This window comes from Seonamhaeicola maritimus, from assembly GCF_008056315.1.
GTDB classification, from domain to species: domain Bacteria; phylum Bacteroidota; class Bacteroidia; order Flavobacteriales; family Flavobacteriaceae; genus Seonamhaeicola; species Seonamhaeicola maritimus.
Genome location: NZ_VRKQ01000008.1, coordinates 1,406,163 through 1,419,981 on the forward strand (window position 1 = coordinate 1,406,163; position 13,819 = coordinate 1,419,981).

The 13,819-nt window shown below is 32.5% G+C and carries 16 protein-coding genes; 7 read left to right on the forward strand and 9 right to left on the reverse strand.

Features of this window, described 5'->3' with window-relative positions:
* Nucleotides 1-159: 159 nt before the first annotated feature.
* Nucleotides 160-1,254, forward strand: a complete 1,095-nt coding sequence (gene ychF, locus FUA22_RS05970; RefSeq protein WP_147766988.1) for a redox-regulated ATPase YchF — start codon at nucleotides 160-162, stop codon at nucleotides 1,252-1,254.
* A 51-nt stretch (nucleotides 1,255-1,305) separates the two neighbouring features.
* Here the strand turns inward: ychF and FUA22_RS05975 are convergent, their stop codons facing one another.
* The 3 genes from FUA22_RS05975 to rlmD are packed head-to-tail and all read right to left on the reverse strand — an operon-like array spanning nucleotide 1,306 to nucleotide 3,998.
* Nucleotides 1,306-2,031: a DUF6048 family protein gene (locus tag FUA22_RS05975; RefSeq protein WP_241664765.1), complete on the reverse strand. Its 726-nt coding sequence runs from the start codon at nucleotides 2,029-2,031 to the stop codon at nucleotides 1,306-1,308.
* Complete coding sequence (locus FUA22_RS05980; RefSeq protein ID WP_147766990.1) at nucleotides 2,003-2,548, reverse strand: DUF6452 family protein; 546 nt, start codon at nucleotides 2,546-2,548, stop codon at nucleotides 2,003-2,005. Before FUA22_RS05980 ends, FUA22_RS05975 begins: the two co-directional genes overlap by 29 nt.
* 40 nt (nucleotides 2,549-2,588) lie before the next feature.
* The gene (gene rlmD, locus FUA22_RS05985) at nucleotides 2,589-3,998 is read right to left on the reverse strand and encodes a 23S rRNA (uracil(1939)-C(5))-methyltransferase RlmD (RefSeq protein ID WP_147766991.1); all 1,410 of its coding nucleotides are present in this window, start codon (nucleotides 3,996-3,998) and stop codon (nucleotides 2,589-2,591) included.
* Between the two features lie 133 nt (nucleotides 3,999-4,131).
* On the opposite strand from rlmD, the gene FUA22_RS05990 reads away from it, so the two are divergent.
* The 3 genes from FUA22_RS05990 to rocD all read left to right on the forward strand — a co-directional run bounded on the left by FUA22_RS05990 (nucleotide 4,132) and on the right by rocD (nucleotide 6,451).
* On the forward strand, nucleotides 4,132-4,689 hold the full coding sequence (locus FUA22_RS05990; RefSeq protein WP_147766992.1) for an RNA polymerase sigma factor: 558 nt from the start codon (nucleotides 4,132-4,134) through the stop codon (nucleotides 4,687-4,689).
* Entirely contained in the window at nucleotides 4,679-5,065 is a 387-nt protein-coding gene (locus FUA22_RS05995; protein WP_147766993.1) for a DUF6768 family protein, read from the forward strand. The genes FUA22_RS05990 and FUA22_RS05995 overlap by 11 nt, the downstream gene beginning before the upstream one ends.
* A 138-nt stretch (nucleotides 5,066-5,203) precedes the next feature.
* On the forward strand, nucleotides 5,204-6,451 hold the full coding sequence (gene rocD, locus FUA22_RS06000) for an ornithine--oxo-acid transaminase (protein WP_147766994.1): 1,248 nt from the start codon (nucleotides 5,204-5,206) through the stop codon (nucleotides 6,449-6,451).
* Between the two features lie 44 nt (nucleotides 6,452-6,495).
* Here the strand turns inward: rocD and FUA22_RS06005 are convergent, their stop codons facing one another.
* The 3 genes from FUA22_RS06005 to FUA22_RS06015 form a co-directional block, all read right to left on the reverse strand.
* Nucleotides 6,496-6,819 (reverse strand): CCC motif membrane protein, encoded by a 324-nt coding sequence (locus FUA22_RS06005; RefSeq protein ID WP_147766995.1) that lies wholly within the window; start codon nucleotides 6,817-6,819, stop codon nucleotides 6,496-6,498.
* A 10-nt stretch (nucleotides 6,820-6,829) separates the two neighbouring features.
* A complete protein-coding gene (locus FUA22_RS06010) occupies nucleotides 6,830-7,114 on the reverse strand; it encodes a DUF2752 domain-containing protein (protein WP_147766996.1) in 285 nt (94 codons plus the stop codon).
* An 82-nt stretch (nucleotides 7,115-7,196) separates the two neighbouring features.
* Nucleotides 7,197-8,843, reverse strand: coding sequence for a T9SS sorting signal type C domain-containing protein (locus FUA22_RS06015; protein WP_170309851.1), 1,647 nt, complete (start codon nucleotides 8,841-8,843; stop codon nucleotides 7,197-7,199).
* Nucleotides 8,844-9,131: 288 nt separating this feature from the next.
* Here FUA22_RS06015 and FUA22_RS06020 point away from each other — a divergent pair, with 288 nt between their 5' ends.
* Entirely contained in the window at nucleotides 9,132-9,320 is a 189-nt protein-coding gene (locus FUA22_RS06020; protein ID WP_147766998.1) for a hypothetical protein, read from the forward strand.
* Between the two features lies 1 nt (nucleotide 9,321).
* Nucleotides 9,322-9,882 carry a Smr/MutS family protein gene (locus FUA22_RS06025; RefSeq protein WP_147766999.1) on the forward strand — a complete coding sequence of 187 codons (561 nt, stop codon included), beginning with the start codon at nucleotides 9,322-9,324 and terminating at the stop codon, nucleotides 9,880-9,882.
* Here the strand turns inward: FUA22_RS06025 and FUA22_RS06030 are convergent.
* Complete coding sequence (locus FUA22_RS06030) at nucleotides 9,875-10,780, reverse strand: hypothetical protein (RefSeq protein WP_147767000.1); 906 nt, start codon at nucleotides 10,778-10,780, stop codon at nucleotides 9,875-9,877. The two genes, FUA22_RS06025 and FUA22_RS06030, sit on opposite strands and share 8 nt — an antisense overlap.
* Before the next feature lie 163 nt (nucleotides 10,781-10,943).
* On the opposite strand from FUA22_RS06030, the gene FUA22_RS06035 reads away from it, so the two are divergent.
* Complete coding sequence (locus FUA22_RS06035) at nucleotides 10,944-12,089, forward strand: cysteine desulfurase family protein (protein WP_147767001.1); 1,146 nt, start codon at nucleotides 10,944-10,946, stop codon at nucleotides 12,087-12,089.
* A gap of 1 nt (nucleotide 12,090) precedes the next feature.
* Here FUA22_RS06035 and FUA22_RS06040 read toward each other — a convergent pair whose 3' ends face one another.
* Together FUA22_RS06040 and FUA22_RS06045 are read right to left on the reverse strand one after the other, a co-directional pair.
* Nucleotides 12,091-12,624 (reverse strand): PH domain-containing protein, encoded by a 534-nt coding sequence (locus FUA22_RS06040; protein ID WP_147767002.1) that lies wholly within the window; start codon nucleotides 12,622-12,624, stop codon nucleotides 12,091-12,093.
* Nucleotides 12,608-13,813 carry a retropepsin-like aspartic protease gene (locus FUA22_RS06045; protein WP_147767003.1) on the reverse strand — a complete coding sequence of 402 codons (1,206 nt, stop codon included), beginning with the start codon at nucleotides 13,811-13,813 and terminating at the stop codon, nucleotides 12,608-12,610. Before FUA22_RS06045 ends, FUA22_RS06040 begins: the two co-directional genes overlap by 17 nt.
* Nucleotides 13,814-13,819: the final 6 nt, after the last annotated feature.

Genomic DNA, 13,819 nt, shown 5'->3' on the forward strand with positions numbered 1-13,819 from the left:
CAAAATGAAAATGTGGTTTTAAAACCAATAGCATCTTACCAAATGGGGTGTTATAATAATTATATTAAATACTTAAATAAGTAATGAATTAATTACATTTGCACTCGCAAAAACCAATGTCATGGTTCTTGTTTTTTTAATCTAAAAGTCTAAAGAATAATGAAAGCGGGAATAGTAGGATTACCAAATGTTGGAAAATCAACTTTATTTAATTGTTTATCAAATGCCAAGGCACAAAGTGCAAATTTTCCATTTTGTACTATTGAACCTAATATTGGGGTTGTTAACGTACCAGATCCTCGTTTAGAAAAACTAGAGAGTTTGGTAAACCCTGAAAGAGTTGTTCCGGCTACTGTAGAAATAGTTGATATTGCTGGTTTGGTAAAAGGAGCTAGTAAGGGAGAAGGTTTGGGAAATCAATTTTTAGGAAATATTCGTGAAACCGATGCTATTTTACATGTTTTGCGTTGTTTTAATAATGATAATATTGTGCATGTTGATGGAAGTGTAGATCCTATTAGAGATAAGGAAACTATTGATATGGAACTACAGTTAAAGGATCTTGAGACTGCTGAAAAGAAACTTGACAAAGTTAAGCGTGCAGCTAAAACTGGTAATAAAGAAGCACAAGCAGAAGAATCTATATTGCTTAAAATTAAGGAAGGTTTAGAGACAGGAACTTCAGTTAGAGCTCTAGAATTTAGCGATGAAGATTATGCAGAATATGTTAAGCCATTACAGTTTATTACTGATAAACCTGTAATGTATGTTTGTAATGTAGATGAAAGTGCGGCAGTGTCTGGAAACGATTATGTTGACCAAGTTAGAGAAGCTGTCAAAGATGAAAATGCTGAGGTTTTAGTTTTAGCTGTAGGAACCGAAGCTGATATCAATGAATTGGAAGATTACGAAGAGCGCCAAATGTTCTTAGAAGATATTGGTTTAGATGAGCCGGGATCAGCAAAACTTATTAGAGGTGCCTATAAGTTGTTAAATCAACAAACATATTTTACTGCCGGTGTAAAAGAAGTAAGAGCTTGGACAGTAGACATTGGTGCTACAGGTCCTCAAGCTGCCGGAGTTATTCATACAGATTTTGAAAAAGGCTTTATTAGAGCAGAAGTTATAGCCTATGAAGACTATGTGTCTTATGGAAGTGAGGCTAAAGTGAAAGAGGCGGGAAAAATGCGTGTTGAGGGTAAGAACTACATTGTTAAAGATGGTGATGTTATGCACTTCCTCTTTAACGTGTAGTATTAATTGTATTATAGGGATACTTTATCTCCCAAAACAATTTAATTATAATTATTTTCCTTTTTTGTACAAGGGAATACGGTATGAAATGGTATAACTATAACCGGCTCCTATACCGCTACTATCATAAGTTTTTCCAAATCCAGGTATATAGATATTTTCAAAATTATCGGGTACGGTTTCGCTAGCTAAAACCTTTAATTGAACATTGAGTCCCATATAGAGATTATTGAACAATTCTACTTTCATTCCTAAAATAAGTTCTGCCCAAAAAGCTGTTAAGCCACTAAATTCTTCAATACTATCTGAAGAAAACTGAGGCGCCCAATATTGGTTAGTACTATAAATACTATAACTATTTCTATCATGACTAAATGAGCTAGCTCCAACCCTGAATCCAGCAAAAACCATGTTGTCCATATCTAGCCAATTGTCGTACATATTATAGTCTATTCCACCTTTTAAATATGAGCCAGAAGTGCTAACATCCATATAGTCTGTGATGTTGTTTTTTTCTTCAAAACCTAATTCACCAGCTACATATAAATCTTTTTTAAGACGAAAATCGGCAGTTATTTCAAAACCAGTGTATTCATCATCAAGAAAAGAACGTGCTATTTTTCCAATATCTCCACCAATTCTTAGTCCGTATTTATGTTTAACCTTTAGAGAATCATTCACAGCAGTTGGTATACTGTCATTTTGTGCGTTTACAGACACACAAAAAGTAAGCATTAGTATAATGCTACTAATGGAACATGTTAAAGTGTGTCGCATCTTCATTTGTAATAGGTTCGTTATCAGTTAAGTCTTGAGTTGATAGAAGCCAATTATCACCGTCAGCTTCAATATTTAAGGTTATATTATCAAAAATAGTTTTATATCCACATGCACGAGATACATATACATCTTCTCTACTATAGTTTATGGTAATAATATCTATGTTTCCTTCTATAAAATCATCATCAGGATCATTGGGGGTGCCATTATCATTAATAGAGGCATCTTTTACAAGTCTGTATCGCGTGGTGTTTGCATCTGTTTTTAAAGGCAAAACCAAATCATCAGCAGTTGTAAACTCATATCCTGAAAGAATAAAATCATTATCAATTCCAATGACCACCAAATTAAAAACATTCTTTTGGTTTTCCTGATTGTCATTATCATATAAATCGATAATTAATCGTGGTGTTGTGGGAGTACTTTCGGGGCAAATATCGTCACGTTCGCAACTTATTGTGAATCCAATTACTACGGCTATAATTGGAATGATTATTAATCTAATATATTTCATTAATGTGTTTGTACGTTTATTCGCTGATTTGTTTATGAGTTTATCTCTTTTCCAAAAGTACAACATTTTCTACATGATGCGTTTGTGGAAACATATCTACAGCTTGTGTTTTTGTAACCTTATAAACAGCATCCATTAAAGCTAAATCCCTAGCTTGTGTTGCACTGTTACAGCTCACATATATGATTTTGGTTGGTGCTATATTTAGTATTTGTTCTACCACATCTTTATGCATACCATCACGTGGTGGATCTGTAATAATTACATCTGGTTGTCCGTGTGTTTCAATAAATTTTGAATTGAATACTTGTTTCATGTCACCAACAAAGAATTCAACGTTTGTAATGTTATTTAATTGTGCATTTTCTTTGGCTGCGATTATAGCATCTGGTACAGATTCTACACCAACAACTTTTTCTGCCCGTTTTGAAACAAACTGCGCTATGGTTCCAGTTCCGGTATATAGGTCGTAAACTAATTCATTTCCAGATAATCCTGCAAAATCTCGTGTTATTTTATAAAGTTCATACGCCTGTTCAGAATTGGTCTGATAAAAAGACTTGGCGTTTATTTTAAAGCGTAAGCCTTCCATTTCTTCAAAAATATGGTCTTTACCTTTATAACATACAACTTCCTGATCGTAAATGGTGTCGTTAGCCTTTTCATTTATAACATATTGCAACGATGTTATCTCTGGAAAAGTTTCTGCAAGGAAATCTAGCAATAATTCGCGTTTGATTTTATCATCTTTATAAAACTGAATTAATACCATAATATCACCAGTAGTAGAGGTTCTAATCGTCATGGTACGCAACAGTCCGTTTTGATTTCTAGTATTGAAAAATGCTAAACCATTTTCAATAGCAAATTGCTTAACAGCATTTCTTATAGCATTTGAAGGATCTTCTTGAAGATGACATTTTTTAACATCTAAAATTTTATCCCACATTCCGGGAATATGAAAACCTAAGGCATTTTTATCACCTAAATCTTCATCACTTTTAATTTCTTCTATAGTTAACCAACGGCTATCACTAAAGGAAAATTCCATTTTATTCCTATAGAAATATTGCTTTTCAGAACCTAAAATAGGCGTTACTTTTGGCAGTTCAATGTGCCCAATTCTGGTTAAGTTATTTACTACTTCATTTTGTTTGTATTCCAATTGATACTTGTAATCCATGTGTTGCCATTTGCAACCGCCACAAGTACCAAAATGTTCACAAACAGGTTCCGTTCTCTTATCAGAAAGTTTATGAAACACTGTAGCTTTACCTTCGTAATAGGCTTTACGTTTCTTAAAAGTTTGAATATCTACTACATCACCCGGAACAGCATTTGGTAAAAAAATCACTTTTCCATCAGGTGCTTTGGCCACTGTTTTTCCCTTGGCTCCGGCATCAATAACTTCAACGTTTGTAAAAACCTGTTTTCTATTTCTTCTAGACATGCTGCAAAAATAATAATAGCCACAAATAATCGTAGCTTTATTTCTGTTAACTTTAAATGATTTTAATTTTCATTTAAAAAAATGAACCTTTTTTAATTTTTATCGTCTTTAAAGTATATGCCTATTTGTTTAAATGAGTAAGGAACAACGTGAAATTGATACAAAATTGGTACAAGCGTACCAATCTGGAAATAAAGAGGCTTTAACTCAATTGGTGCAGCGGTGGCATAAAATATTTTGTGATAAGGCGTATTGGATTGTGAAGGATGCCAATGTAGCTAAAGATATTGCCCAAGATTCTTGGAATAAAATTATTGAAAAGATTCATGATTTAAGAGATCCCAATACTTTTGCTAGTTGGTCATTACGTATTGTTTGCAACAAATCTTTTGATTGGGTGAAAAAGCGCAATAGAACTAGGCAAAAGCTTCAAACTTATAATTATGGTGAAGAAGCGGATGATTTTGAAGCCTTAGATGAAAAGGAGCAGATGCAAGCCACATTGTTGAAAGCAATTAAAACATTACCGGCGCATCAGCAAATGGTGATTAGATTGTTTTATGCAGAGGATTATTCGTTAAAAGACATTAGTAATACCTTGAATATTTCTGAAGGGACAGCAAAATCAAGGTTATATCATGCTAGAGAAAAGCTAAAATTAATTTTAAAAAATAGAACAAATGAAAAATAATATGGAAGACATTGATAAATTAATTAAGGAAACGTTGACACAGGAAGAAGCAAAATTCTACGATGAATTAGAAGAGCAAAATATTTTCCAAATGGTTTTAGGCTTATTTAAAGGAAAAAACAAATGGATCATGTTTTTAATGAATTTCATGACTTTAGTTTTTTTCGGATTATTCGTGTATTGTGCCATTGAATTCTTTAATACCGATGTAACAAACGAAATGCTTAAATGGGGAATTGGAGCCTTAGTTTTTCTTTTTGGGGTAAGTATGTTAAAGATTTTTGCCTGGATGCAAATGGATAAAAATGCTTTGCTTAGAGAAATAAAACGATTAGAACTTCAGGTATCATCTTTATCTGGAAGGATAGCAGATTAGTTTTTTTGTTAATAATATTTGTACCTTGCAAACCTATCCAGGGATGATTTCTCTCCCACGCTGAATTTTCAGAACCCTCTGAAAGGATAAAGGTAGAGCAGGAATGGTTATTTTATTAATAATTAAAAACTATTTAAAATGGCTGTTTTACAAAAACAATTAACATCACAGCAAGCAATTGAATTAGAGAAAAAGTACGGATCTAACACATATCATCCACTTCCGGTAGTATTAAGCAGAGGAGAAGGTGTTTATGTATGGGATGTAGATGGAAAACGATATTACGATTTTCTGTCTGCATATTCAGCAGTAAACCAAGGGCATTGTCATCCCAAGATTATTAACGCCATGGTGGAGCAAGCAAAAACCATTACGCTCACATCCAGAGCTTTTTACAATGACAAATTAGGTCTTTACGAAAAGTACACATGCGAGTATTTCGGTTTTGATAAGTTATTACCTATGAATTCTGGTGCTGAGGCAGTAGAAGCGGCAATTAAACTTTGTAGAAAATGGGCTTATGAGGTAAAAGGCATCGAAGAAAATCAAGCTAAAATTATAGTATGTAAAAACAACTTTCATGGCCGTACCACTACTATTGTGTCGTTTTCAAGTGATTCTACTTCTAATAAAAACTTCGGTCCATATTCAGATGGTTTTATTAGTATCGACTATGATAATTTAGAGCAATTGGAACTGGTGCTAAAAAATAATCCAAATATTGGAGGGTTTTTGGTTGAGCCCATTCAAGGAGAAGCAGGTGTTTATGTACCGTCTGAAGGGTTTTTGGCAAAGGCAAAAGCATTATGTGCAGCACACAATGTTTTGTTTATTGCTGACGAAATACAAACGGGAATAGCAAGAACAGGTAAACTTTTAGCGGTTGATCATGAAAATGTTAGACCAGATATTTTAATTCTTGGTAAGGCATTAAGCGGAGGAGCATATCCAGTGAGTGCAGTTTTAGCGGAAAATAGAATTATGGATGTTTTAACACCTGGAACTCACGGTAGTACATTTGGTGGTAATCCATTAGCTGCTGCGGTTGCTATTGCTGCTTTAGAGATTGTTAAAGAAGAGAATTTAGCAGAAAACGCTGATAAATTAGGAAAACTTTTTAGAAGTGAATTAAGCAAATATATTGCAACTAGTAACGTTGCTAATTTAGTAAGAGGAAAAGGACTGTTAAACGCTGTTGTTATTAATGATACAGAGGAAAGTGATATAGCTTGGAACATTTGTTTAGCGTTACGAGATAATGGTTTAATTGCTAAACCTACACATGGGAATATCATCAGGTTTGCACCACCGTTGGTAATGACTGAAGAGCAACTATTAGATTGTGTAGATATTATTACTAGAACATTTAAACAGTTTGAGAAATAAAAAAAGCGACCAATTTGGTCGCTTTTTTTATTGATTAAATGAGATTACTGTCCCATTTGTTGTAAAGCATCTTGGTACTGTTCCATGATTCCTGCATAACCAACTGTGGCAAACAAGAAAATTACATAGGCTACATAAATAGCACTAAGAACAACTCCTATTATTGCAAGAATTTTACCTGTTTTAACATTGGAATATCCTGTGTAGGCTTCTGGGTTTTCTGCATAAACTTTAGTGGCTTTATTTGCTAAAATAATAGCAATAATTCCTAGTATTAAACCTATAATTCCATAGCAACAACATGTTACTATTGATAAGATTCCGAAAACTAAAATAAGTGTTGAATTTGGTAATTTTTGTTGTTCCATGTTATTGGTTTTAATTAATTATTTTGATTAGATAGCTAACCACAACTACAATGACAGTAATAGCTATCAATGTCATTTTAATTTTATAGTCGTGCTTAAATTTTATAAAAAGATTAAATATAAGAAAAATCAGCAATATAAAAATGTTATAAATTGCTGGATACATATGAAATGCCTCTACAAACTCACCTTTAAATATTAGTGCTACAGACCGTTGAATACCACAACCTAAACATTCAACTCCAAAAAGTGTTTTGTTTAAGCATGGTAGCATGTATTCTTCTATTGCCCGCATTTCATAGTTTTGGATTTCAAAATTAAAAAAATACAGAAAAGAAAGAAGTTTTCAACCATTTGTTTTAATTTAATGCATGAAGTTAATTGGAAACAACTACTTTTTTGGTAATTACTTGATTGTTTCTCAGCTCTATTTTAATAATATAAACGCCTTGACTTAAAGAATTAGTAGATAGCTGGTGTTCTTTAATATTACGCAGTTTTCTTCGTTTTAAAACTCTTTTTCCAGTAATATCATAAACAAAAATAGATTTAAAATCAAGATTGTTAGGGTTTAAAACACGTAATCTAGATAGATTATTATCCTGAAAAACCTTAATGTCAATTTGTCTATTGTCAACTGTATTTAACAATTGTTTATTGAAAACAATTTCAAATCTGTCATTATAGTTTTCTGGTCTTAGAGTAATTTCAAAATCTTGACTTCTTAAATCGGTGAATGTATTATTTTCAATGTCGTGAATAAAAATCGGTTGATTACTTTCGAAGTTTTGAACATCAGCAATTCTGATTTTTATAGGCATCTTCCTTTGAAGGTTAATATTTAAAGGAATTTTTAATGTTTCATCAAACAATGAGGCTTCAGCTAAATAGGTGTTGTCTTCTGATTTAAAGTAGGCATCTGTGTTTAATAGCTGATTGGGGTCAGTTATTATTTCTAAACCATAATCAAAGCCAGGGGTGGCAGAATTGTGAAATGTCTGTACCAATTGTCTAGTATAGGTATTATTAAAATCAATATTTAATCGAAAGCGTTTATAATCGCTTGGAATAATAGAAAATTTATTTTCTGAATTAATTTTTGATTCCTTGGTAGTCTCTTGTTTGAAAAACTCGCTGTTGGAGGCACTTTCTTTTACAAAGGCCCTATGACTGTTTTTAGCTTTTACAGTGCCGGTTGCCGTTCCTTCAACCATAAAACCTTGACCAATTGGTATATACCGTCTGGCCGTTTTGTTTCCTGTTCCTGTATTACTAGTATTAATTGTTCCGTCTACATTATAGGTGTTAAATACAGCTGAAATAAACGTTTCTGTTAGACCATCTGCTGAAATAGTATATGTAGCATACCCACCATTGTAATCCCGGAGATTATGTGAGTTTACATTGGAGTCTTGCTCCCAATAATGTAATACCCCCGAAATAATTTCTGCATTTTCAGAATCATGAATGTAAGCAACAGCATCTAGAGCTGAAGGATACGGATTTCCAACTAATGAAAGATTATCATCCAAAACTGATACACTAATAGTACCATTATTTGGTTTTCCTCTAAAATCATAGAGCTGTGCATTGCTAGACCCTGATGTCCCCTTCATGGTAAAACCTTCTCCTGGGTTGATACTTGTAGCAGATTGTACATGAGACCATCCTGAATAACCACTTGAGGCAATAAACTTCCAAATCCAATAAGGTTCGATATTTAACGGACTTGAAGTTCCATTATAGTTTGATGATCTGTTATAGGTTGCTGGCGTGGAGGTTGTTAACCCTGTAACATCATTTAAAAGAGAAATACCAAATTGGTTATTAGCGTTGTTGTTAGTATTATCTCCAACAGGTGAGCACCAATAGTTGTATTCATATTCGTCACCATTAGCATCTTGATATACACTTAGTTCTCCAACACCAGAATTTCCAGTAGTGCCGATTCCTTGAATTATTTGTGCTTCGGTCCTTAGGTATATTCTACTATCGGTTTCATTCAGATTGATGTCGTCTTCCACAAAAACAATTTGGTCGTTTATAAAAACGAACGCATCATTCCTTACGGAAAGTTGGGCATATAAAAGGTTGCTAATTAATAGCAAAATTAGAGAGACTCTATAGCACATCTTTATTGAGAGAATAGCAAAATTACGAAGCAAATATATAATATTTTTATTGAATACAACATTTTACCGATAAAAAATGACTTTAAACGGTATTCACGCATAATAATTTTAGATTCTAAACAAAGGAGAAAATGTGAATTTTTGCCGTAATTTTGTCTTATCAATTGAGAATCGTACATCATGAAGTATTTTAACTATATTCTTATTATTTTGGGAGCTGTTGTGGCCCTATATGCGAATAGTGAGGAAGAACAGAATCAATATATTCTTATTGGGGGTATTATACTTTTAATGATAGGTATTTACAGAATTTCGAAAACTATTCCGAGTAAGAGGGATATTGAGGATGATTTAAATAATGAGGAGTAGTATGCCATTTAAAGTAGGAGATCAAGTATCTGTTTTAGACGAAGATTTATCTGGTGTGGTTAAAAATACATCCGGTGGCAAGGTTTCTATTGAAACAGATGACGGTTTTTTGCTTGAATTTTTTGAAGAGGAGTTAATAATGACAAAACCTTCTTCATTTAAAAACCAAATCTTTTCGCATTCTAGTTTAAGTTCTGTTGTTTCTGAAAAAGAACAACCTAAAGGACACAAGCAAGTCAAAGTAAAGGCAAAAGAACGTTTTCAGCCCACTTTAGAGGTTGATTTACATATTAATCAATTGTTGAAATCGCCTAAGGGAATGTCTAAACATGATATGTTGACATTGCAATTAGATACAGCGAAAAGACAACTGGAATTTGCAATTAACAAGCGCATTCAAAAAGTAGTATTTATTCACGGCATAGGAGAGGGCGTATTAAAACTTGAGCTTGAATACTTATTTGGACGCTATAACAATGTGAAGTTTTACGATGCCAATTATCAAAAATATGGATTAGGAGCTACAGAGGTTTATATTTATCAGAGTGTAAAGCCTAATTAAAATCTGGAGTTAAGCTTTCTGTATCAGAAGTATTTCCATCGTTTAAAATACCAAAAGAAAGCGTTGTTATTTTTGCTCCATTAATACTTATATCTTTAACAGTTACAGAAACCGAATACGTTTTTTTATAAGAATGCAGTCTAAAGGCTGTGGCCGGAATATTTGTTGCAACCTCAGGGTTTAAATAATCTGCACCTGCTGCCTCAATGGTAATATCGTTTCCAGGATTTTGGTCTTGACTGGCATTTTCCTCGTCTCGCGTATCAACTCCGTCTCCGTCATCATCAGTGTCTAAATAATCCGGTATATTATCGTTATCAGTATCCAGCGCATCACTTAAATCACCATCTTCATTGGGGTCTGGCTCTTCATCCTTAGTCAGTACATTATCCCCATCGTCATCAGCATCTTTATAGTTGGGTATACCATCACCATCTGTATCATCATCTTTCAAATTACCATTGCCATTAATATCTTCTAGTTCGGCAGGAATACCATCATTATCATCTTCTGTTAAAACAGTTAAAACATCTACCTTACTATCAGGACTTTCTTCATCTACTTCAATATTTACATTGGCTGGAATATCAGAACAAAACAAGTTGGAAATGCTTTCATCTGTATAAGTTCTGTAGATAAAATCAACTGCTTTATTTTCTATAATTAAAGAGTCATTCTCTTCAACTGCTAATAATTCATCTTTAGTGAAATTAGAAATGAAAATTGACAAAGATTCAGAAGGATCATTTTTTATTTTATATAAAGTAAGCCCATTAATACCATCGCAAGCTTGAAATTCATCATCAAAATCGAGATTAAAATCAATTATATCTCCGTCATCACATGAATTGAAGCCGATTAAGCCGATTGAAAATAAAACAAATAATAACTTGCGCATTGGGTTTGATTTTAGAGCAAAAATAATAGAATTGTTATTTATAACGTATCATATTGATAATAATTTTATTTCAAGTATTTTTGACTCAATAATTGAGATTTTAAACGTTTAAATTTGCTCACTAGTTTCAATTTCTATTAAATTGAGTTATACATTTAAAGCTATGAAAACGGTTTATTTTGATAATGCTGCCACTACGCAAATGCGCGAAGAAGTTATTACTTCTATGGCAGAGGTTATGCAAAATAATTATGGTAATCCTTCGTCATCACACAGTTTTGGGCGGTCATCAAAATCTTTAGTTGAAAGTTGTAGAAAAACCATTGCTAGCTTTTTCAATGTGTCTGCAAGTGAAATTATATTTACATCAGGTGGAACTGAGGCGGATAATTTAGTCTTAAGAAGTGCTGTAAGAGATTTAGGAGTTTCACATATAATTACTTCAAAAATTGAACACCATGCCGTTTTACATACAATAGAGCAGTTAGTAATAGAACATAACTTACAAGTTAGTTTTGTAAATGTAGATGCTAATGGAACCATTGATTATGTAGAACTAGAAAAACTTTTACAAATTCAAGAAAATACGTTAGTGAGCTTAATGCATGTTAACAATGAAATAGGAAATATTTTAGATCTCAAACGTGTGGGAGATTTGTGTAAAGCAAATAATGCCCTATTTCATACTGATGCGGTACAAGGCGTTGGTCATTATTATATGGATTTACAAGATCTACAAATAGATTTTTTTGCGGCTTCTGCTCATAAATTCCATGGGCCTAAAGGTGTTGGGTTCGCATTTATTAGAAAGAATACAGGTTTAAAACCTCTAATTTTTGGAGGTGAACAAGAACGAGGGCTAAGAGCTGGTACAGAAAGTGTTCATAATATTGTTGGTATTGAAACGGCTTTAAAGTTTGCTTATGATAATTTAGAAAGTGAGTCTGAATACTTAAAAAACTTAAAGCTATATTTTATTGATAAGTTATCTGAGGCTGTTCCTGAAATAGCATTTAACGGTCTTTCAAAAAATTTAGAAAAGAGTACTTATACGCTTGTAAATGTTTGTTTACCGGTGGATCCTCAAAAAGCAACCATGTTGTTGTTTCAGTTAGATCTAAAAGGAATTGCATGTTCTAAAGGTAGTGCATGCCAAAGTGGAAGTTCTCGAGGTTCTCATGTTTTAGGAGAAATTTTAAGTGATGAAGATATGCAGAAACCATCTGTTAGGTTTTCGTTTAGTATTTATAATACCAAAGCCGAAATTGATTACGTGGTTGATGTTTTGAATGAGCTGATTAATGCTTAATTTACTTGTTTTTAATATCGTTTAAAAGATCTCTAATTTCCTCTAATAATTCATGAGTTTTTTCTGTTGAATTATCGCTGGTTTGATTTAATGAGTAGTTTTTAGATTGAATAGCCTCCCTTTGTTTTAATACCGATTCTTTAAAGTTTGCAGAATCAATTATTCCAATAAGTTTCATATCACTGCCTTTTGGGTTGCTTTGACCTGCTGTTTCAATTTTTAAGATTCGTAAATCTAGTATATTCAATATAGGGTTTTCAATGAAGGTTAAATCTTGAATGTTTTCTAACGGAATGGTTTTTTCAACTTTAAAGAGCACACCTTTTTTAAATTCTAAATGTTTTGTAGTTAGTTGACATCGCAAGTTTTGATAATAACGCTTACTTATGTGTTGGCCAAGTCCTAAAAACCAAATAATCAAAAAAGGAATACCTGCCAAAGAGATAACCAAGAAAAATGCTACTGTTAAAAGAATATAGGTTTTAATCTTAGGATTAAACTCTGCCTTTATTATTATGTTAGTTCCTTTCTCCATAATACTCTTTTTTTAAGATGATGTTTACTATTTCTCCAGTTTTGTTCTTAATTTTTACATTTAAACGCTCCTTTTGGCCAAAAACAGAAGGCTTTACAAGGAAATCACATACTTCTTTATTCTGAAAATTAACACCGTCAATTTCAATTATTTCATCACCAAATTCTATTTGATCTTTTAGAGTATCTTCCCAAACAAAACCAACGGTTAACTTATTGTTTACTATGGTAGGAGAGAAGCCATAGAGCTTTTCGTTTAAATCATTTTCAGTTTCAAATACATCTAGATAAAACAATTTGTTTACAAAGTCTAAAGTGATATTTCCGTATTTAAGAATGTCTGAGCCTATTCTAGAATTATTATCATCACCTGTAGTGGTAATTACATTTTGAAAAACCTGATTATTAATAATTAGTTCTGGTATTTTTAAGCGGTATTGCTCGCTTTTTTCCGCAACTCCAAACATGCCAACACTTGAAGAACCGTTTGCTTTAGAAATTACTTCAACTATTTTTTTTTCTTGTAATACCTTATAGTTGTTTTTACTGAGATCATAAAAGCCACTAGCACCGGTATCTAACAAAAGGTTTTCATTTCCAGAATGTTCTCCTTTTAATTTAATATAAATATATGGACTGCTTTGATTTCCTACAAGTGTAAGTTTAGAAGCATGCTCTTTTTTAAGAGTCAATTTTTTAACATCGTTGGTTAAAATAATAATCTGTTTTTTAGAATTTATTTTAACAATAGATTTTCTTAATAGGTTGCTACCTATAATACCATCTACCTCAAAGCAATCAAATACCAAATTGTCTTTACCATTAAAAACTAAAGCACTAGTATTTTTAAAAGTAACATTGCCTATAGTTAGGTTAGGTAAGGACACTAAGTCCATACGCTGCTTTTTTTGATTGGCATCTGTAACCGAAAGACTTCTACTTTTTTTGAAGTTTATAGAACTCAAAATCTCTTTGGAGACTAGGTTAGGAGCTCCCGTATCAAAAAGGAAACGATAAGATTTTCCATTAATGGAGACGGGAATAATTATTTTATCCCTAACATTTTCATATTCAATTTCGGTGTAATAATTTTTGCTAGTAGTCTTACCTGTTTTGAAATATGATTTTTGAGCATAGATTAACGTTGTTAAGCTTAGATAGAAACAAATGCTTAATAATATTCTATACATATAAAA